Annotated in this window: 24 protein-coding genes; 16 read left to right on the plus strand and 8 right to left on the minus strand. The window is 60.0% G+C overall.

What is annotated here, in order from left to right; translation table 11 throughout:
- The first annotated feature begins 50 nt into the window (after positions 1-50).
- The 4 genes from KGA98_RS23095 to KGA98_RS23110 all read left to right on the plus strand — a co-directional run bounded on the left by KGA98_RS23095 (position 51) and on the right by KGA98_RS23110 (position 1,726).
- Positions 51-668 carry a TPM domain-containing protein gene (locus tag KGA98_RS23095; RefSeq protein WP_057716065.1) on the plus strand — a complete coding sequence of 206 codons (618 nt, stop codon included), beginning with the start codon at positions 51-53 and terminating at the stop codon, positions 666-668.
- Positions 669-799: 131 nt separating this feature from the next.
- Positions 800-1,102: a helix-turn-helix domain-containing protein gene (locus KGA98_RS23100; RefSeq protein ID WP_223504007.1), complete on the plus strand. Its 303-nt coding sequence runs from the start codon at positions 800-802 to the stop codon at positions 1,100-1,102.
- A complete protein-coding gene (locus KGA98_RS23105; RefSeq protein ID WP_223504009.1) occupies positions 1,089-1,448 on the plus strand; it encodes a putative holin in 360 nt (119 codons plus the stop codon). The genes KGA98_RS23100 and KGA98_RS23105 overlap by 14 nt, the downstream gene beginning before the upstream one ends.
- On the plus strand, positions 1,445-1,726 hold the full coding sequence (locus KGA98_RS23110) for a phage holin family protein (RefSeq protein ID WP_223504011.1): 282 nt from the start codon (positions 1,445-1,447) through the stop codon (positions 1,724-1,726). The genes KGA98_RS23105 and KGA98_RS23110 overlap by 4 nt, the downstream gene beginning before the upstream one ends.
- Before the next feature lie 16 nt (positions 1,727-1,742).
- Here the strand turns inward: KGA98_RS23110 and KGA98_RS23115 are convergent, their stop codons facing one another.
- Entirely contained in the window at positions 1,743-2,171 is a 429-nt protein-coding gene (locus tag KGA98_RS23115) for a helix-turn-helix domain-containing protein (protein ID WP_223504012.1), read from the minus strand.
- A 300-nt stretch (positions 2,172-2,471) separates the two neighbouring features.
- On the opposite strand from KGA98_RS23115, the gene KGA98_RS23120 reads away from it, so the two are divergent.
- The 3 genes from KGA98_RS23120 (at position 2,472) to KGA98_RS23130 (ending at position 4,462) form a co-directional block, all read left to right on the plus strand.
- Positions 2,472-2,750 carry an ogr/Delta-like zinc finger family protein gene (locus tag KGA98_RS23120; protein ID WP_223504015.1) on the plus strand — a complete coding sequence of 93 codons (279 nt, stop codon included), beginning with the start codon at positions 2,472-2,474 and terminating at the stop codon, positions 2,748-2,750.
- A gap of 2 nt (positions 2,751-2,752) precedes the next feature.
- The gene (locus tag KGA98_RS23125) at positions 2,753-3,115 is read left to right on the plus strand and encodes a hypothetical protein (protein WP_057716059.1); all 363 of its coding nucleotides are present in this window, start codon (positions 2,753-2,755) and stop codon (positions 3,113-3,115) included.
- A 132-nt stretch (positions 3,116-3,247) separates the two neighbouring features.
- Entirely contained in the window at positions 3,248-4,462 is a 1,215-nt protein-coding gene (locus tag KGA98_RS23130) for a class I SAM-dependent methyltransferase (protein ID WP_223504017.1), read from the plus strand.
- Between the two features lie 60 nt (positions 4,463-4,522).
- On the opposite strand, the gene KGA98_RS23135 is transcribed toward KGA98_RS23130, so the two are convergent.
- The gene (locus KGA98_RS23135) at positions 4,523-5,443 is read right to left on the minus strand and encodes a DMT family transporter (RefSeq protein ID WP_057716057.1); all 921 of its coding nucleotides are present in this window, start codon (positions 5,441-5,443) and stop codon (positions 4,523-4,525) included.
- A gap of 286 nt (positions 5,444-5,729) precedes the next feature.
- Between KGA98_RS23135 and KGA98_RS23140 the strand changes: the two genes are divergently transcribed.
- From KGA98_RS23140 to KGA98_RS23150, 3 genes are all read left to right on the plus strand, one after another.
- Complete coding sequence (locus KGA98_RS23140) at positions 5,730-6,311, plus strand: DJ-1/PfpI family protein (RefSeq protein WP_008051822.1); 582 nt, start codon at positions 5,730-5,732, stop codon at positions 6,309-6,311.
- Positions 6,312-6,325: 14 nt separating this feature from the next.
- Complete coding sequence (locus KGA98_RS23145; RefSeq protein WP_090453597.1) at positions 6,326-6,631, plus strand: ribbon-helix-helix domain-containing protein; 306 nt, start codon at positions 6,326-6,328, stop codon at positions 6,629-6,631.
- A 172-nt stretch (positions 6,632-6,803) separates the two neighbouring features.
- On the plus strand, positions 6,804-7,148 hold the full coding sequence (locus tag KGA98_RS23150; protein ID WP_223504020.1) for a YegP family protein: 345 nt from the start codon (positions 6,804-6,806) through the stop codon (positions 7,146-7,148).
- A gap of 142 nt (positions 7,149-7,290) precedes the next feature.
- On the opposite strand, the gene KGA98_RS23155 is transcribed toward KGA98_RS23150, so the two are convergent.
- Positions 7,291-8,178 carry a dihydrodipicolinate synthase family protein gene (locus tag KGA98_RS23155; protein ID WP_154946606.1) on the minus strand — a complete coding sequence of 296 codons (888 nt, stop codon included), beginning with the start codon at positions 8,176-8,178 and terminating at the stop codon, positions 7,291-7,293.
- Positions 8,179-8,204: 26 nt separating this feature from the next.
- Entirely contained in the window at positions 8,205-8,987 is a 783-nt protein-coding gene (locus KGA98_RS23160; RefSeq protein ID WP_223504023.1) for an aldolase, read from the minus strand.
- Positions 8,988-9,146: 159 nt separating this feature from the next.
- Here KGA98_RS23160 and KGA98_RS23165 point away from each other — a divergent pair, with 159 nt between their 5' ends.
- Positions 9,147-9,689 (plus strand): helix-turn-helix domain-containing protein, encoded by a 543-nt coding sequence (locus KGA98_RS23165; RefSeq protein WP_223504025.1) that lies wholly within the window; start codon positions 9,147-9,149, stop codon positions 9,687-9,689.
- A gap of 117 nt (positions 9,690-9,806) precedes the next feature.
- Here the strand turns inward: KGA98_RS23165 and KGA98_RS23170 are convergent, their stop codons facing one another.
- Complete coding sequence (locus KGA98_RS23170) at positions 9,807-10,826, minus strand: DUF4917 family protein (protein WP_223504027.1); 1,020 nt, start codon at positions 10,824-10,826, stop codon at positions 9,807-9,809.
- Positions 10,827-10,957: 131 nt separating this feature from the next.
- Between KGA98_RS23170 and KGA98_RS23175 the strand changes: the two genes are divergently transcribed.
- The 4 genes from KGA98_RS23175 (at position 10,958) to KGA98_RS23190 (ending at position 15,713) form a co-directional block, all read left to right on the plus strand.
- Positions 10,958-11,866, plus strand: coding sequence for a LysR family transcriptional regulator (locus KGA98_RS23175; protein WP_223504029.1), 909 nt, complete (start codon positions 10,958-10,960; stop codon positions 11,864-11,866).
- A gap of 225 nt (positions 11,867-12,091) precedes the next feature.
- The gene (locus KGA98_RS23180) at positions 12,092-13,285 is read left to right on the plus strand and encodes a CaiB/BaiF CoA transferase family protein (protein ID WP_223504031.1); all 1,194 of its coding nucleotides are present in this window, start codon (positions 12,092-12,094) and stop codon (positions 13,283-13,285) included.
- On the plus strand, positions 13,282-14,208 hold the full coding sequence (locus tag KGA98_RS23185; protein WP_223504033.1) for a hydroxymethylglutaryl-CoA lyase: 927 nt from the start codon (positions 13,282-13,284) through the stop codon (positions 14,206-14,208). The genes KGA98_RS23180 and KGA98_RS23185 overlap by 4 nt, the downstream gene beginning before the upstream one ends.
- Before the next feature lie 173 nt (positions 14,209-14,381).
- Complete coding sequence (locus KGA98_RS23190) at positions 14,382-15,713, plus strand: MFS transporter (RefSeq protein ID WP_154861768.1); 1,332 nt, start codon at positions 14,382-14,384, stop codon at positions 15,711-15,713.
- Between the two features lie 118 nt (positions 15,714-15,831).
- On the opposite strand, the gene KGA98_RS23195 is transcribed toward KGA98_RS23190, so the two are convergent.
- Positions 15,832-16,320: a DMT family transporter gene (locus KGA98_RS23195; protein WP_150814264.1), complete on the minus strand. Its 489-nt coding sequence runs from the start codon at positions 16,318-16,320 to the stop codon at positions 15,832-15,834.
- A gap of 77 nt (positions 16,321-16,397) precedes the next feature.
- Between KGA98_RS23195 and KGA98_RS23200 the strand changes: the two genes are divergently transcribed.
- Positions 16,398-17,306 carry a LysR family transcriptional regulator gene (locus tag KGA98_RS23200; protein ID WP_223504035.1) on the plus strand — a complete coding sequence of 303 codons (909 nt, stop codon included), beginning with the start codon at positions 16,398-16,400 and terminating at the stop codon, positions 17,304-17,306.
- Between the two features lie 19 nt (positions 17,307-17,325).
- Here KGA98_RS23200 and KGA98_RS23205 read toward each other — a convergent pair whose 3' ends face one another.
- Positions 17,326-17,610, minus strand: coding sequence for a type II toxin-antitoxin system RelE/ParE family toxin (locus KGA98_RS23205; RefSeq protein WP_223504037.1), 285 nt, complete (start codon positions 17,608-17,610; stop codon positions 17,326-17,328).
- The gene (locus tag KGA98_RS23210; protein ID WP_154861762.1) at positions 17,600-17,839 is read right to left on the minus strand and encodes a CopG family ribbon-helix-helix protein; all 240 of its coding nucleotides are present in this window, start codon (positions 17,837-17,839) and stop codon (positions 17,600-17,602) included. Before KGA98_RS23210 ends, KGA98_RS23205 begins: the two co-directional genes overlap by 11 nt.
- Positions 17,840-17,925 lie beyond the last annotated feature (86 nt).

The following is a 17,925-nucleotide window of genomic DNA, read 5'->3' on the forward strand; positions in this document are numbered from 1 at the left end:
CGGTTCGTCCGGCGGCTGGTGATAATAAAAACGAGCAGGCACTTCACGACATGGCATTACTGACGGAACACGAACAACGCAAGGTGGCCGAGGCCATTGCCCGGGTCGAGCGCGAGACAGATGCAGAGCTGGTGACAGTACTCGCAGCCCGCGCCGACGACTATGCGTACATCCCGTTACTGTGGGCCAGCCTGCTGGCGCTGCTGGTGCCGGGCATCGTGCATTACCTCACCGGCTGGCTGACCATGCACAGCCTGCTGATGGTGCAGTGGGCCATCTTCATCGTGCTGTGCCTGGTGTTCCGCCTGCCGAAAGTCACCACCCATCTGATCCCGCGCTCGGTGCGCCACTGGCGTGCCTCGAACCTGGCGCGCCGGCAGTTCCTGGAGCAGAACCTGCACCACACCGAGGGCAGCACCGGCATGCTGATTTTCGTTTCCGAGGCCGAGCGTTACGTGGAGATCCTGGTGGATGAAGGGATTTCCAGTCGCCTGGACAACAAGAACTGGGACGCGATCGTCGCGACATTCACCCAGCAGGTGAAACAGGGGCAGACGCTGCAGGGCTTTGTCAGTTGCGTCGAGGCCTGTGGCGAGTTGCTCAAGGTACATGTGCCGGTGACCCATGTGCGCAACGAGCTGCCAAATCGTCTGGTGGTGCTGGGTTAAGCCAGGGCTTCATCTGCTTTTGTAATGCGCCGCGACACAGTTCCCGAACGTTGTCCGGCGGGGAGCTTGTCTTCAACATCTCTCTCATGGTGCACGCCCTGCGATGGGCGTTCTGTGTAGAGGGAGTTCTTATGAAAACGCAACAAACGCTGGAAACCTTGGTGGAGGATGCACCCGGTAGCGCAATGCTTACTCCGCTGGTGCAACTGACAACGAAAGAGACACAAGCCCTGGAGTGGTGCCTCAAAGGCAAGACGTCCTGGGAGATCGCCAGGATTCAGAGTTGCTCGGAATCCACCATCAACTTCCACTTTTCCAATATCCGCCGCAAGTTCGCCGTCAGATCTCGCAACGCTGCCGTGTTCAAGGCGCTGAAGTCGGGAGCCATCACTGTTGAGCCATTGCAGTCGCGAGAGACCCATGAGCCTGACTGATTCTACCTACAACAGTATCAGCGGGCTCATGGTGGGGTTGGGTATTGCGACGTTGCCGGCTATCGATGGAGAAGCCCTGTTCGGCGCGACGCTTGGCGCGTGGCTGGTCACGACCACTCGCGGCAACTTCAAGGCCTGGCAACGCATCGGTTCCTGGCTGTTGTCGGCGGGTGTCGGTTACCTGTTTGCCCCGGTCGCCCAGCCACTGGCGCCTTTTCTGACAGCCGGTGTGACGGCCTTTCTGTGCGCGTTGCTGGTCATTCCCATCAGCATCAAGCTCATGCAGTGGATCGATGGCGCCGGCCTCGGTGACATCCTTCGTCATCTCAGAGGGCGAGGGCAATGACCTTTGAGATGGCGGCTCTGGTGTGGGTGGCGGGCGTGGCTCACCTGGTCAGTGCGTTCAGGCTGGCGTGTTACCAGCGCGACGAACAACGTTACCACTGGTGCGACAGGATATTGATCAGCTTGCTTGGCGCAGTGTTCTGCTTTGCCGGCATCGATGTACTGCTGACATTCCTGCCGGTGAGCCCATGGCATGCAGTGGTGAGTGTTTTTTCATGCGTAATGATTGTTCGCAGTAGTGGCAACATTATTGTTTTGTGGCATGCCTTCAAGCATTGAAGCGTCGGACTTCAAGTCAGGTTTTGTTTGAGTGTCCAAGTGAGGCCAGGATAGCGGCCATTTCCGAAAGTTGTGTTTCCAGATCCCGCAGGCGTCGCTTTTCCTCCAATGCGTTTTGTATTGCACAGCGGTCATCCTCATCAAGCAATCGCCACAGCGAAAGGATGGTGCTTTCCTGCGTTGTTGCAGTTTCCGCAACATTTGCAGGAGCGTTGACATGGGGCTGCCGCAGCATGGGGCCCTCGCCCAGCAGCAACCAGTCAAGGGAGATGCCGCGAGCCTGTGCAATATCTACGCATAATGAGTATGGCGTGCTGTCGCGGCCTTTCCAGCTACTGAGTGTCTGGGGGCTGATCTGTAGCGCAGAAGACAGGGATGCGTCAGTTTTTGTACCCGTGATTTGCTTCAGGCGGGCCAAAACAGCTTGTGATTTTTTGCTACGCAATTTGAGCCTCTTCCTTTTGACATATGCTTTTTGAGTGCTTAACGTATGCGTAATGAGTACTTTTTTTCTTGTAAGTAATCAATCGTCAACTATGAATCAGAAGAATACGATGTCGAAACTTCCTAATGGTATCAGGGTGATTTCCTACGAGCTTGGCTCGTATCTATTACGTGTCCACCCGTTGCACTTCCTTTTGTCTGGCGGACGTTATTTGCAGCACCTGTCTTTCACCAATTGTGTTTCAAACAGTATTGCGTTTGATCAATTCGATTACCACCGGATGGCCCAAGGGAAGCATGTATGAGTACTTACAAGATGGTGTGCCCGCACTGCTTGAGCCGGATGCGCATACGTACCAGCGAAGGGCGGCATATCTTCCTGCGGGTGGCATACCTGCAATGTACGTCGGAGGCCTGTGGCTGGTCGGTACGGGCCGAGTTCGAAATGACCCATGAGCTTTCCCCCAGTGGCATGCCCAATCCGGCCGTGCACCTGCCGTGCGCCGGACCTGACTTGCGCCGCGCCGCACGGCCTGTCGTCGAGAGTGCTCCGGCGGCGCAAGCGCAACAGGAGTCTTGAGCATGAAGGAGGTTGATGAACAGGCCCATTTGAATGAGGAGCTATTGGCCATAGCGCAGGCGTTTCTGACCCGTCATGAAGGCGAGGGTGTGATTGATGATCAAGTGCTGTTCTGCCGTGCGGTGAGGCATTTGCAGAGTCTGGATATGCCGATGCACCAGGCGGAGCGGCTGGTCAGCCATGCATATGGATTACTCAAATCCAGCAACGATCGCCGACGTCTGGATCTGGCTGCAAGTTCCGAAACTGTCGCCGTGGTCACTGATCCGGTCAACGGTCTGACGTGGGCGGTGCCGGTAGGGTTGATCGTCAAGTTCGTCATCAACTCGCCGACCAATCGCAAACTTCGACTGGTGGAGCCATGAGGTAGCGACGGTTGGATTCAGGTCCCGATCGGCGGGAACGGGACCTGGCGCAAAATTACCCCGTGCCCAAAACCCTCGTCCCCCCTAAAATACCCGGCATTCCCCGATTCGTATTGCCGAGGCCGTTTTTCCATGTCCGTCACCGCCACTCCCGCCAGCCTCGCGCCGGATCATCACGCCCAGTTCATCGACCTGTTGCAATCGAGCCTCGAGCACAACGCATTCATCAAACTGGTGCTGGCCAAATACGTGGGTGATGAAACGGACCTGCAGCGGATCATCATCAAACCGGTGACGGTCAAGGCGCAGCCTTGCCTGTCTTTTGTCTACCGCTACAAGACCCGCGATATCACCAAGAACCTGCCGCTGGTCGAAGGTGTGGCGAGCATTGCCGGGCTGCTACCGGAGTCGTTCAAAAATGCGCATTTGTTGTCGTTGACCGACGAAGCCCAGCTCGAATACAGCAAAAAAGGCAAGTCATCGCTGTTCAAGAGCCAACCTCAGCAATTGCGCGAAGTGCCATCGGCCGAGCACAACCGTGAGAAAAACCGTTTTCTTGACCTGAGTCGGCCGTTTCTCGCCGACCTCGGTGTGACCAACAGCAAGCACGAGCTGATCCCGGCGATGTCGCGCAAGTGGAAGCAGATCAACAAGTTCATCGAAGTGTTCAGCCATGCGCTGACGTCGTCCCCCCTGGCGCTGGACAAGCCGGTGCGTGTGGCGGACTTCGGATCGGGCAAGGGCTACCTGACCTTCGCCATCCACGATTACCTGCGCAACACCTTGAAGGCCGAAGGCGAGGTGACCGGCGTCGAGCTGCGTGAAGATATGGTCACCCTGTGCAACGCCGCCGCCGCCAAGCTTGAACACCCCGGGCTGGTGTTCAAGTGCGGTGACGTGCGCAGCGTGGCGCCGAGCGAGCTGGACGTGATGATCGCCCTGCATGCCTGCGATATCGCCACCGACTATGCGATCCACACCGGCATCCGTTCCGGAGCGGCGATCATCATGTGCTCGCCGTGCTGCCACAAACAGATCCGCCTGCAAATCCAGAGCCCGGCGCTGCTCAAGCCGATGCTGCAATACGGCTTGCACCTGGGCCAGCAGGCGGAGATGGTCACCGACAGTTTGCGCGCGTTGTTCCTTGAGGCCTGCGGTTACGAGACCAAGGTGTTCGAGTTCATCTCACTGGACCACACCAACAAGAATAAGATGATCCTGGCGGTCAAACGCGCAGAGCCGATGGACCCGGCCCAGTTGCTGGCGAAGATTCAGGAGCTGAAGGATTTCTATCACATCAGCGAGCATTGCCTGGAAACCCTGCTGCGCTCCGACGGTTACCTCTGATCCTGTTGTAGGAGCGAGCTAGCTCGCGATGGACGTCAACGATAACGCGTGCTTTCTGAATCAACGCGTCGGTTTCAAGTCCTTCGCGAGCAAGCTCGCTCCCACAGGATTGGGTTTGATCGCTGTCTTGCGCCCGAGCATCACCGTCACGATCACCCCGCCAGCAAACAGCCAGGTAATCGGCTCCACATGTTCACCGAAGAACAGCGCCGAGAAGGCGATGGTGAAAAAGATCTGCAGCAACTGGATCTGACTGACCCGGGCGATGCCACCCATGGCCAGTCCGGCGTACCAGGCAAAGAAACCGATGAACTGCGAAAACAGCGAGACATATCCGAAGGCCCACCAGGTCTTGGCGGAAATCTCGCCCTGATGTTGCAGTGCCAGATACACCACCGGGCCGATCAGCAGCGGCGTCGACAGCACCAGCGCCCAGCAGATCACCTGCCAGCCGCCCATCTCCCTGGCCAGCCGGCCTCCCTCGGCGTAACCCAATCCGCCCACTGCAATGGCGCCAAGCATCAGCAAGTCACCGGCCTGAATGCTGCCGGCACCGCTGATCAGTGCATAACCGAGCACCAGCGCACTGCCCAATGCAGCGCAGGCCCAGAAGGCTTTCGAAGGTCGCTCATGGGACAACCACGCGGCGTACAGCGCCACGCACAGCGGCTGCAAGCCGTTGACCAGCGCACCGTGGGACGCCGGCAAGGTTTGCATGGCCCAGGCCGACAACACCGGGAAACCGAGGATCACCCCGGCCATCACCAGCGTCAGGCCTTTGACCTGCTTCCAGGTCGGCCATTTTTCCCGGTGCCACAGCAACAGCAACGCCGCCGGAACTGCTGCAAACAGTGCCCGGCCCAGGCCATTGAGCAGCGGGTGAAGTTCCTGCACGACGATCCGCGTGAAGGGCAGGGTGAGGCTGAATATCACAACGCCGAGCAGGCCCAGGGCCATGCCGGTGTTTTCGCGCGAAGACATGATGGCAACCAGAATATGGGGTGATGGGGTAAGGCTCCATATAGCCATAAACCTTGGGTTTTTCGCTGTTACAGCTAGGCACAGACTTATCCGTACAGTTTGCGGGCCTCTTCGCGAGCAAGCCCGCTCCCACAGGGGAAACGCATTCCAATGTGGGAGCGGCGGTGCGGCGATCCGACTTGCTCGCGAAGAACGATAACGCCGTAGTAGCAGGTTATTACCCACCCCCACGGATAAGGACTACCTTGAATACTCCTGCACGCCCACTTCCAGAGGAGTCCTCCCCATGGCTGCGAAAAAAATTCTGATGCTGGTCGGTGATTACGTCGAAGACTATGAAGTGATGGTGCCGTTCCAGGCGTTGCTGATGGTCGGTCACACGGTGCACGCCGTTTGCCCGGACAAGGCTGCCGGCCAGACCGTGCGCACGGCGATCCATGACTTTGAAGGAGACCAGACCTACAGTGAAAAACCCGGTCACCTGTTTGCCCTGAACTTCGATTTCGCCAAGGTCAACGCCGCCGATTATGACGCGGTGCTGATTCCGGGCGGCCGTGCGCCGGAGTACCTGCGCCTGAACGAAAAAGTCCTGGAACTGGTGCGTGCGTTCGACAAGGCTGGCAAGCCGATCGCTGCCGTGTGCCATGGCGCGCAGTTGCTGGCGGCAGCGGGTGTTCTCGAAGGTCGCGAATGCAGCGCTTATCCGGCCTGCGCTCCGGAGGTGCGGCTGGCGGGCGGTACGTATATCGATATTCCGGTGACGGACGGCCATGTCCAGGGCAATCTGGCCACGGCTCCGGCCTGGCCTGCGCATCCGAACTGGCTGGCCGGTTTCCTGGGGTTGCTGGGTACTAAAATCACGCTGTAAAGAGGGGCATGCCCATGTGCGAGCTGTACGTCAAAGCCGACCCGATACTCTACGAATCGCGCTCCCGCTCGCTGCGCATCTGCGGGGTGGTCACCACCTTGCGGCTGGAGAATCAGTTCTGGGACATCCTCAGCGAAATCGCCGAGGTCGACGGCATGACCACCAATCAGTTGATCGCCAAGCTGTATGAAGAGGTGATGGACTATCGCGGCGAAGTGGTCAATTTCGCTTCGTTCCTGCGGGTGAGTTGTACGCGGTATCTGAGCCAGCGGCGGACGTCAGCACCGGAGTTGTCGGTGGTGCGGGCTGCGGTGAAGTAAGGAAGATCGTGTCGACGCCATCGCGAGCAAGCTCACTCCCACAATGGTCTGGTGTACACAAATCTACTGTGGGAGCGAGCTTGCTCGCGAAGGGGCCAGAGCAGGCGACAGAAACCCTAGGCTGGTCTTTACTGTGAAGCGCACAACCTTTCAATCGCCAAGGAGAAAGAGCATGTCCGGATGGTATGAAGTGAGCAAAAGCAGCAATGGCCAGTTCAGGTTTGTCCTCAAGGCGGCCAACGCCGAGACCATTCTGACCAGCGAGCTGTACACCACCCACGCCGCCGCCGACAAAGGCATTGCCTCGGTCCAGGCCAACAGCCCGCTGGATGAGCGTTACGAGAAGAAAATCACCAAGGATGGCCACCCGTATTTCAACCTGAAGGCGGGCAACCACGAGATCATCGGCAGCAGCGAGACCTATTCCTCCGATGCCGCCATGGAGAAAGGCATCGCCAGCGTGAAGGCCAACGGTTCGTCCAAGTTGGTCAAGGACAAGACGTTGCCGGTGCTTTGAATCACAGTTTCAACTTTACTGAGTATCCCTGTGGGAGCGAGCCTGCTCGCGATGAGGTCAGCACATTCAGCAGTGATGTTGACTGATAGACCGTAATCGCGAGCAGGCTCGCTCCCACAATGTTTTTGTGTGTGGTTGGAGATCAGCGCAAGGCGTTCAGCAGCCCTTGCAACTGACCACAACCTGCCTCACTCAACGCAAACACCGGCAGCCGCGGATCCCCCACCTCCAGACCCGTCGCCCGCAAACCCGCCTTGATCGTCGCCGGCAAGCCACCCTTGAGGATGAAATCCAGCAGCGGCAACTGGCGATAGAACAGCTCGCGAGCCTTGCGCAAATCGTTGGCCAGCACTGCTTCGTACAAATCCAGGTTGAGCTGCGGGATCAGGTTCGGCGCAGCGGTGCACCAGCCTTTTGCGCCGGCGGCGAAGGCCTCCAGGGCCAACGGATTGCAGCCGTTGTAGAACGGCACCTGGCCTTCGCCGAGACGTTGCAGTTGATGCATGCGCTGGATGTCGCCGGTGCTCTCCTTGACCATGGTCACGTTTTCCACGGCGTTGACGATGCGCAGGATCAGGTCCACCGACATGTCGGTGCCGCTGGTGGCCGGGTTGTTGTAGAGCATGATCGGCACGCCGATGCTGTCGCCGATGGCGCGGTAATGGGCGAGGATCTCCGCTTCGCTGAGTTTCCAGTAGGACGTGGGCAGCACCATCACCACATCGGCGCCTTGAGCTTCGGCGAAACGCGCGCGGCGCACCGCTTTAGCGGTGGTCAGGTCGGACACGCTGACGACGGTCGGCACGCGCCTGGCCACGTGCCTGATGCTGAACTCGCTGACTTGATCCCACTCTGCGTCGCTCAAATAGGCACCTTCACCGGTGCTGCCCAGCGGTGCGATGGCGTGTACGCCGCCCTCGATCAGTCGGTCGATGGAGCGCCCGAGGGCATCCAGGTCAACGCCCTCGCCGTGGGGGGTGAAAGGGGTGATGGTGTAGCCGATGATGCCGTGAATGTTTGCGGTGGACATGGTGTCTCTCCGTTCGATCGATGGGTTCAGTTCAGGCAATCGGCGTGTTGGCGCAGGATCTGCCGGGCGTAGTAGTTGAAAGCGGCGGCATGCCGCTTGGGCCGGGCAATCCAGTCGTGGGCTTCGCGGCCCAGTTCGGGAATGATCGGCTTGATGGTCCCGGCGCTCATCGCCAGCAGTTGCAGTTTCGCGGCGCGTTCGATCAGTTGCGCGATGACACAGGCTTCCTCGATGGTACCGCCGGTGGACAATTGGCCATGGTGCGAAAGCAGGATCGCCCGTTTGTCGCCCAGTGCCCCGGCAATCAGCTCGCCTTCCTCGTTGCCCACCGGCACGCCCGGCCAGCCTTCGAGAAACGCGCAGTCGTCATAGAGCGGGCAGAGGTCCATGTGGGAAATCTGCAACGGCACTTCCAGCATCGACAAGGCTGCAACGTGGGTCGGATGGGTGTGAATGATGCAGTTCACATCCGCTCGGGCGCGGTACACCCAACTGTGAAAACGATTGGCCGGGTTGGGCATGCCGTGGCCTTCGAGCACCTCCAGGTCCTCGTTGACCAGCAGCAGGTTGCCCGCGGTGATTTCGTCGAAACCCAGGCCCAGTTGTTGAGTGTAGTAAGTGCCGGATTGCGGACCACGGGCGGTGATTTGTCCGGCAAGGCCGGAATCGTGACCATGCTCGAACAGGATGCGGCAGGTCAGGGCCAGCTTTTGCCGGGCGGTCCACGTATTATCCGCCAGGGTATTTTGCATTTGGCTCAGCGCGTGCTTGACCAGTTGCTCTTTGGGCAGCGCTAATGTCTTGGCCATATCGGTGTCCTTTGGGTGATTCAATGGACGTCGGGTTTGCCGTTCACCGGTTCCTCGCAAAGTCGTCGGTGAGTGCAAATGACACTAAAGAGGCTATATGACACAGTGTGTCATTGGCAAGGACAAATCGTTGCCTCCTTGATGGATAAATCGCTCTACATGTCTATCCGTTTGAAATTACTCAGAAAAAAACTTGGCGTGACGTTGGAAGCTCTGGCCGAACAATCCGGCATGACCAAGAGTTACCTGTCGAAAGTCGAGCGCGGGTTGAACACGCCGTCGATTGCTGCGGCCCTGAAACTGGCCAGGGCGCTGAATGTGAAGGTCGAGGAATTGTTCTCTGAAGACAACGTCAGCCTCGACAGCTACAGCCTGGTGCGTAGCCACGAACGGCAACCCTTGGGCGTCAGTGACAACAATTCGGGTTACGCGGTGCTGGCCCATCAGGTCAGCGAACGCAGCTTGTTGCCGTTCATCATCTACCCGCCGGCCGAGTTCACCGACAAGACCTTCAAGGAGCATTTGGGCGAGGAGTTTTTATTCGTCCACGAAGGGCGGGTGGAAGTGGACTTCATGAACGAGCGCGTGCTGCTCGATCGTGGCGATGCGTTGCACTTCAATGCGCAAAAGCCGCACCGGATTCGTTCGGTGGGCGAGGAGCAGGCGCAGTTGCTGGTGGTGGTGCACAGCACTGAGGAGTGAGTTGACTGCAAAAGCTTCGCGAGCAAGCCCGCTCCCACATTTGACTGCATTTCTCCTGTAGAAACCCGGTCACCTGTGGGAGCGGGCTTGCTCGCGAAAGCGCCAGGTCGGCCAGTACTAAACCTCGACCGGAACCGCCAGCTTCGTGCCACCCAACGCATGGCTCTTCGAATCAAAAAACCTCAAATCCACACCCGTCCCCTCAAACACCTTCGCGTAATGCCGCTTCTGGTGCTGAATGAAGGCCTTGCTGCGCGGGTAAATCGAGATTGCCACCACCTGCGGTTTCGCCAGGCGCAAGGCATGGATGATGTGGCTGTCCTGCTCCCCCAACGCTTGGCCGAAGATGCACAGCGCCTGGCCGTGACCGAGTAATTGCTCGTAGCAGAACGACAGGTAATCCGAACTGCGAATGGTCTTGAGCTTGTCCGCACTCGGGCCTTCATTGACGAACAGCGGCACGTCGTCGAGGGTCTTGATCGTGTTGTTGATGGCGAAATTGCCCAGCAACGTGCCCTCGGTCGACATCAGCTTGCGCGCCGTACCGTCCTGGTTGCGCACCAGATGCAGACCGCCGTGCAGGTACAGCAAACGGGTTTTATCGGTGGCCGTGTCGCTCAGGTCGAAACCGGGCTCGGCGCCCTGGAACAAATCGCTGATCGCCTCAGGCTGGTGTTGCACCGCCCAGTAGTTGAGCAGGTCGTAATTGGTGGTGAACACCGTGCGGTAGCTGGCCAGTTCCTGATTGATGGTCGCCAGCGTCGAAGGCACTACCAGCCGCCACGGGATATGCACCGCATGCACGGTGTTGATCAGCGCTTCCTTGATCGCGTAGTAGCGATTGCGCGGGGCGGCGGAGCTGACAGCCAGGGCCTTGTTGACCCGGCTGGTGGTTTTCAAGGCGCTCAGTACCTGCTCGAAACTGCGGGTCTGCATCGCATCGAACACGCTCAACTCGGACGGGCTCAGGGGCTTTTCTTCAACGGTGCGGGCGTTTTCGAACAGCGACTCGTAGCCGAAATCGTCCCACACCGCGCGACTGGCACCGTTGCCCACCAGCAAGCCACTGAACGAAGTGGTGCTGCGCAAGGCGTTCCAGTCTTCAAGTTGAGCATCGACATCCTGGAAATCGGTCATTGCGTTCTTCGTCTCACGGCAAAAGGTCTGTGGGCGGCGACTTTATCACGACCGGTGCCTGGACCACGGCACGACGTGGGCGAAGAACGCTATGCTGCGACTTCGCCTGAGCCGACTTCGCCGAGTACCCGATGCTGCAAAAAAGCCTGATCCGCCGTCTCGACCTGATCACCCTGCAACTGTTCGTCGCCGTGCACGAGGAGGGCACGCTGACCCGTGCAGCGGCGCGCGAAGCGATTGCCGTCTCGGCGGCGAGCAAGCGTTTGATGGAGCTGGAGGAGGCGTTGGGCATCAGCCTGTTCGTGCGCCAGGCCAAGGGCATGTCCCTGACGCCGGCCGGTGAAACCCTGCTGCACCATGCCCGGCAGATGTTGTTCAACGTCGAGAAAATGGGACTTGAACTGGGCGAGCACAGCCACGGTGTGCGCGGCTACGTGCGGATGCTCGCCAACCTGTCGGCGATCATTCAGTTTTTGCCCGAGGACCTGCGGGATTTTTCCGAGCGTCACCCACAGGTCAAGACCGACCTCGAAGAACGCCCCAGCGCCGGGGTGATTCAGGGCGTGCTCGACGGCGTGGCCGACCTCGGGATCTGTTCCATCGACAGTGACATCAAGGACCTGCACAGCGTGCTGTATCGCCAGGACAAACTGGTGGTGTTGATGCCGCCGCACCATCCATTGGCGAGTCGGTCCAGCGTGGCGTTCGCCGATACGCTGGACAGTGATTACGTTGGGTTGCATGCCGCCAGTTCGATCAACATGCGTACCCACGCGGCGGCGCGCCAGGCCGGCAAGGTACTGCGGGTTCGTATTCATGTGCCGGGGTTTGATGCGATGTGTCGGATGATCCAGGCCAACATGGGCATCGGCATTTTGCCGCACAAGGCTTATGAATTGTTTGGCCGGGCACTGGGTTTGCACGCGGTGCCGCTGACGGACGAATGGTCGGACCGGGCGTTGATTCTGGTGGTGCGCGATGAAGCTTTGTTGTCGCCGGTGAGCCGGATGTTGTTTGAGCATCTGCGCGGGCCAGCCTGATAACTCTTCGCTGACTAGGCCGGCCTCTTCGCGAGCAAGCCCGCTCCCACATTGGAATGCGTTCCCCTGTGGGAGCGGGCTTGCTCGCGAAGGCGGACCTGAGGCCACGACAATTTCCCAGAGCGTTCGCATTTCGCGAACACCCGTTGCCAACTGAAGGTTGGATTCCCGAGCTACCTGTCCTCTAGCCTTGGCACATATTCCAAGAACAAGAGGTACCCCGTGATGACAGCCCCTTTGAGTGCGATCAAAGTGATCGAGATCGGCACGCTGATCGCCGCGCCGTTTGCGGCGCGCATGCTGGCCGAGTTCGGCGCCGAGGTGATCAAGATCGAAGCCATAGGCCAGGGCGATCCCCTGCGCAAATGGCGCAAGCTGCACGAAGGCACCTCGTTGTGGTGGTACCTGCAATCACGCAACAAGAAGTCCCTGGCGCTGAACCTCAAATCCCCTGAAGGCATCGAACTGGTCAAGCAACTGGCGACCAGCGCCGATGTGCTGATCGAGAACCTGCGCCCCGGCGCCCTGGAAAAACTCGGCCTCGGTTGGGACGTGTTGCATGCGCTCAACCCCAACCTGACGCTGGTGCGGATTTCCGGTTACGGCCAGACCGGTCCTTACCGCGACCGTCCAGGTTTTGGTGCCATAGGCGAAGCCATGGGCGGGATTCGCTACACCACCGGCACACCCGGTTCGCCGCCGGCGCGGGTCGGCGTGAGCCTTGGCGATTCCCTGGCTTCGCTGCATGCGGTGATCGGTGCGCTGATGTCGCTGCTAAGGGTCAAGACCGGGCAGGGCGGCGGGCAAATCGTTGATGTGTCCCTGGCCGAAAGCGTGTTTAACGTCATGGAAAGCCTGGTGCCGGAATACGACATGCTTGGCCATGTGCGCGAACGCAGCGGCGGTGCCTTGCCGGGCATCGCGCCGTCCAACACCTACCTGACGGCCGACGGTGCCTACGTGGTGATCGCCGGCAACAGCGATCCGATCTACAAACGCCTGATGCAAACCATCGGCCGCGCCGATCTGGCCGAGGCCCCGGAGTTCGCCCACAACGACGGGCGTGCAGCCAAGAGCAACCTGCTCGACGCCGCCATCACCCACTGGACCAGCAGCCTGCCCATCGACGAAGTGCTGGCCGCGCTGGAAGCCGCCGAAGTCCCGGCCGGACGCATCTACTCGGTGGCCGACATCGTCGCCGATCCGCACTATCAGGCGCGGGACATGCTGCTCAATGCCGAGTTGCCCGGTGGCGCCACGGTGAAGATGCCAGGCATCGTGCCGAAACTCTCCGAGACGCCCGGCGGCGTGAACTGGTCCGGCCCCGGGCTGGGCCAGCACACCGATGGCATCCTCGCGCAATTGGGCCTGACTGCAACAGACATCGAACGCCTGAAAGTCGAAGGAGTGGTGCAATGATCAGCGATTATTCCAACAGCCTGATCGTGCAGGAAGTGTCCCCGCGCGACGGTTTGCAAATCGAGCCGACCTGGGTTGAAACCCACGACAAGATCGCTCTGATCGATCAACTGTCGCTGGCCGGGTTCAGCCGCATCGAAGCCGGTTCGTTCGTGTCGCCCAAGGCGATTCCTGCGCTGCGCGATGGTGAACTGGTGTTCAAGGGCATTAGCCGGCAACCGGGGGTGATCTATGTCGCGCTGATCCCCAACCTCAAAGGCGCGCAACGGGCATTGGCGTGCAGTGTCGATGAGCTGAACCTGGTGATGTCCGCGAGCCAGACCCACAACCTGGCGAACATGCGCATGCGCTGTGAAGATTCGTTGGCCGCGTTCGGCGAGATTGTGCAGTTCGTCGGCGACAGCCCGGTGCGACTCAACGCCAGCATCGCCACCACCTTCGGCTGCCCGTTTGAAGGCAAGATCGATGAGGACCGGGTACTGCAAATCGTCGACGCCTATCAGGAGCTTGGCATCCAGGGCATCACCCTGGCCGATACCACGGGCATGGCCAACCCGCGTCAGGTCGACCGGCTGGTGCGCCGGGTGCTGCAAAGGGTTTCCCCATCGGACCTGACCCTGCATTTTCACAACACTCGCGGTCTTGGCCTGTGCAACGTGCTGGCCGCTTACGAGGCCGGTGCCCGTCGCTTCGACGCGGCCCTCGGCGGCCTCGGCGGCTGCCCGTTCGCACCGGGGGCATCGGGAAACATCTGCACCGAGGATCTGGTGAACCTGTGCGATGAAGTCGGCATTCACACCGGCATCGATCTGCCGCTGCTGCTGAAACTGTCCCGGGGACTGCCGGCGCTGCTCGGCCATGAAGTGCCCGGTCAACTGGCCAAGGCCGGGCGCAATTGTGATTTGCACCCGATACCCTCCTGACCAAACACGAAACCCTGTGGGAGCGGGCTTGCTCGCGAAGACGGAGTGTCAGTCGACATCTTTGCTGAATGTCAGACCGCTTTCGCGAGCAAGCCCGCTCCCACAAAAAAAGCACCTCAACCAGACAACAAAAACAATCGGACACCCACGGGAAGTCCGCCTGGAGAAATGCAATGAGCCTTAATGCACTGGAGGCCGGCGCGAGCCCGGCCGTTAGCCACGACGAAGAAAAAGCCCTGGTCAGCAAAGTCGCCTGGCGCCTGATGCCGCTGATCATGGTCTGCTACCTGTTCGCCTTTTTCGATCGCATCAACATCAGCTTCGCCAAGTTTCAGCTGCAGGCCGACCTGAGCCTGAGCGACACCGCTTACGGCCTCGGCGCCGGGTTGTTCGTGGTCGGTTATGTGATTTTCGAAGTGCCCAGCAACATGATGCTGTACAAGGTCGGCGCCCGGCGCTGGATCGCCCGGATCATGATGTCCTGGGGCCTGGCCACGGCCGCCATGGTGTTCGTCAACAGCGAATGGCAGTTCTACGTGCTGCGCTTCGTGATCGGCGCGATGGAGGCGGGTTTCGCTCCGGGCGTGCTGTATTACCTGACCCTGTGGTTCCCGCAGCACTATCGCGGGCGAATCACCTCGATGCTGTTCCTGGCGTCGGCGTTCGCCGGCCTGGTGGGCGCGCCGTTCTCCGGCCTGGTGCTGCAACACCTTGACGGTGTGCTGCAAATGCGTGGCTGGCACTGGCTGTTCCTGCTCGGTGGCGTTCCGTGTATCGGCCTCGGTTTGCTGGTGCTGACCCTGCTCAAGGACCGCATCGAAGACGCCCATTGGCTGACGCCTTCGGAGAAGACTTTGCTGGCCAGCCGCATCGCTCAGCATGAGCCGCACAAGAGCGGTGGTTCGCTGCTCGCCGCGCTGCGGATTCCGGGCTTCCTGACTTTGGGGCTGATCTATTTCCTGATTCAGGTGGCGTCCTACGGCTTGAATTTCTGGGCGCCGCAACTGATCCGCAGCGCAGGTACCGAGAGTCCGGTGATGATCGGCTTGCTGACGGCTATCCCGTACATCTGCGGCGCCATCAGCATGGTGGTGATCGGACGGCTGTCCGATGCTACTGGCGAGCGGCGCAAGTTTGTCGCCGGACTGGTGGCGGTCGGTGCGGTCGGGTTCTTCTGTGCGGGGATCTTCGCCAGTCACACGACCTTCCTGATTGTCGCGTTGGGCCTGCTCGGTGCCGGGATCATCGCCTCCATCCCGAGCTTCTGGACCCTGCCGCCGAAACTGCTGGCCGGTGCCGGAGCGGGCGCGGCCGGCGGGATTGCGGTGATCAACACCCTGGGCCAGTTCGGCGGCATCGTCAGCCCGGTGATGGTCGGCCGAATCAAGGACCTGACCGGCAGCACCACGCCGGCGCTGTATGTCATTGGTGTCTGCGCACTGATCGCCGTGGCGCTGTTGTTGTGGGGGTTGCCGCAGAAGTTGCGCACACTCGACAAGGCCTGATGCCATAGACCGCTTTCGCGAGCAAGCCCGCTCCCACAGGAACCGCGTACCTCCCTGTGGGAGCGGGCTTGCTCGCGAAGGCGGCCAGGAGAACACCCTCGCATCGTCGGTTATCCCATCAACCCGCCGTCACCAACCCTTTGGCCGGCGCATCAAAAAACTGGATCAACACCACCCCGGCCATCAACAACATCACTCCCACCAGCTTGGGCAGGTTGATCTGCCGCTCCACCAACCCAAACCAGCCGAAGTGATCCAGCAACAACGACCCCACCACTTGCCCCGCCAGCGCCAATGCCATGAACCCCGCGGCACCCAGCTTGGGCAGCAGCACCAATGCCAGGGAAATGAATATCACCCCAAAAGCGCCACCGGCCCACATCCAGAGCGGCGCCTTGCTGATGAATGCCAGTGATGGCAACGGCAAACGCATCGCAACGATGATCGGCAACAGCACCACGACGCTCACCAGCAACGAGGCGAGTGTCGCCCACAGCGGATGGCCCAACCCGCGCCCGAGATTGACGTTGATCGCGCTCTGAAACGGCACCACCGCCCCGGCGATCATCGCCAGTCCAATCAGACCGGCCCAATGCAACGTACTCATGATCGATCTCCAACAGGTTTTGCTGGACTCTAGGGTATTCGTCGAGCAGATTTAAATTCCGTTTTGTTATCCAGAACATGCAGCAGATGAATAATCTTCGCCGTATCGACCTCAACTTGCTGGTGATCCTCGACGCCTTGCTCAGCGAGCAACACGTGACCCGGGCGGCCGAGCGTCTGCACTTGAGCCAGCCAGCGGTCAGCCATGCGCTGGCGCGCTTGCGTGACCTGCTCGGCGATCCGCTGCTGGTGCGCGCCGGTGCCGGTCTTGTGCCGACTCCGCGAGCGCTGGAACTCGTGGTACCGCTGGCCGCAACCCTGGCCCAGGTGCAAGCGCTGCTGGCGCCGAACGCCTTCGATCCCGCGACCACCCAGCGCACCTTCCGTCTGGCGATGTCCGACTACGGCGCCGCCATTGTCTTGCCGGGACTGATCCGAACGTTGCGCCGCGAAGCGCCGGGCATCGACCTGCAAATCAGCCATGGAAGCCGCGAAAGCATGCTCGAAGGGGTGCTCAACGGTGACATTGATGTCGCCGCCGGTGTATTCCCGGAAATGCCCCATGAGTTGCGCAGCACGCCCCTGTTCGAAGAGCACTATGCCTGCCTGGTGGACCGCAACAGCCTGCCCGCCGATGGTGGCCTCGACCTGCCCACTTACCTGGCTCGGCCTCACGTCCTGCTGGAAATGCGCGGCAGCGGCACCCCGGAAATCGAGCGTGCATTGACTGCGTTGCGCGAACGCCGGCGTGTGGCTGTCAGCCTGCCGCACTGGAGCGTCGCCCCGCAGCTCATCAGCGGCACCGACCTGATTCTCACCGTCGCGTCGCGTGGCTTGCGCGATATCGATCAGTCTTCATTGGTTGTCGTGCCACCGCCGTTTCACATTCCGTCGTTCACCTTTGTGTTGGCGTGGCATAAACGGCGGGGTGGGGATCAGGCGTTGAACTGGTTGAATCGCAGGGTTGGGGAGGGGATCGAACGCTAGAGGCTTTTCCAAATGGCCTTTACCAATTGGAAGGTGGCAGGCGACGCGTATGAAAAATCCGTAGTACCTGAAGCCGACCTTGGCGAACCCGGTAGGGAATCAAATAGGGGCGATCAGGCATGACCCATTCCCGGGTACCGGGTAGGCGTCCTTCGCGGCCCGTCGCTGGAAATCGGGCAAGGTGATCGACACTGGCGAGAATTGCCTGGACAAAATCTGCTGCAGCTTTTGGATGCTCGATGGCAATGTACGCGGCTTCGTCATCCAGATTCTTTAACGCCGTACGCAACCACTCAACGCGCATTCGCCGTCCACTTGTCTGCAATTGCGTTCACGTCTTCTTGTGTCGCGAAGTCACCGTCATCGGCTTCTTTCAAGGCTTTCTGAATTTCCTCGATTTGCCACGCTTCACGGGCCAGGTACTCACGCAGCGCATCCACGGCCAGAAATGATTTGCTGCGGCCCGTTGCTTTGGAAAGACTCGCGAGAGTATCGGCGATTTCGTCTGGTATGCGCAGGGACATAACTGACATGGTGGTCTCGATGTAGTGGTTTGTAATACAACATACTACACCGTCATCAGTGAAGCGGGGCCAGCCCGTTCGTCTGTCGAGATGTT

The sequence above is a fragment of the Pseudomonas sp. BF-R-24 genome, from assembly GCF_019947335.1.
Lineage (GTDB): Bacteria > Pseudomonadota > Gammaproteobacteria > Pseudomonadales > Pseudomonadaceae > Aquipseudomonas > Aquipseudomonas jessenii.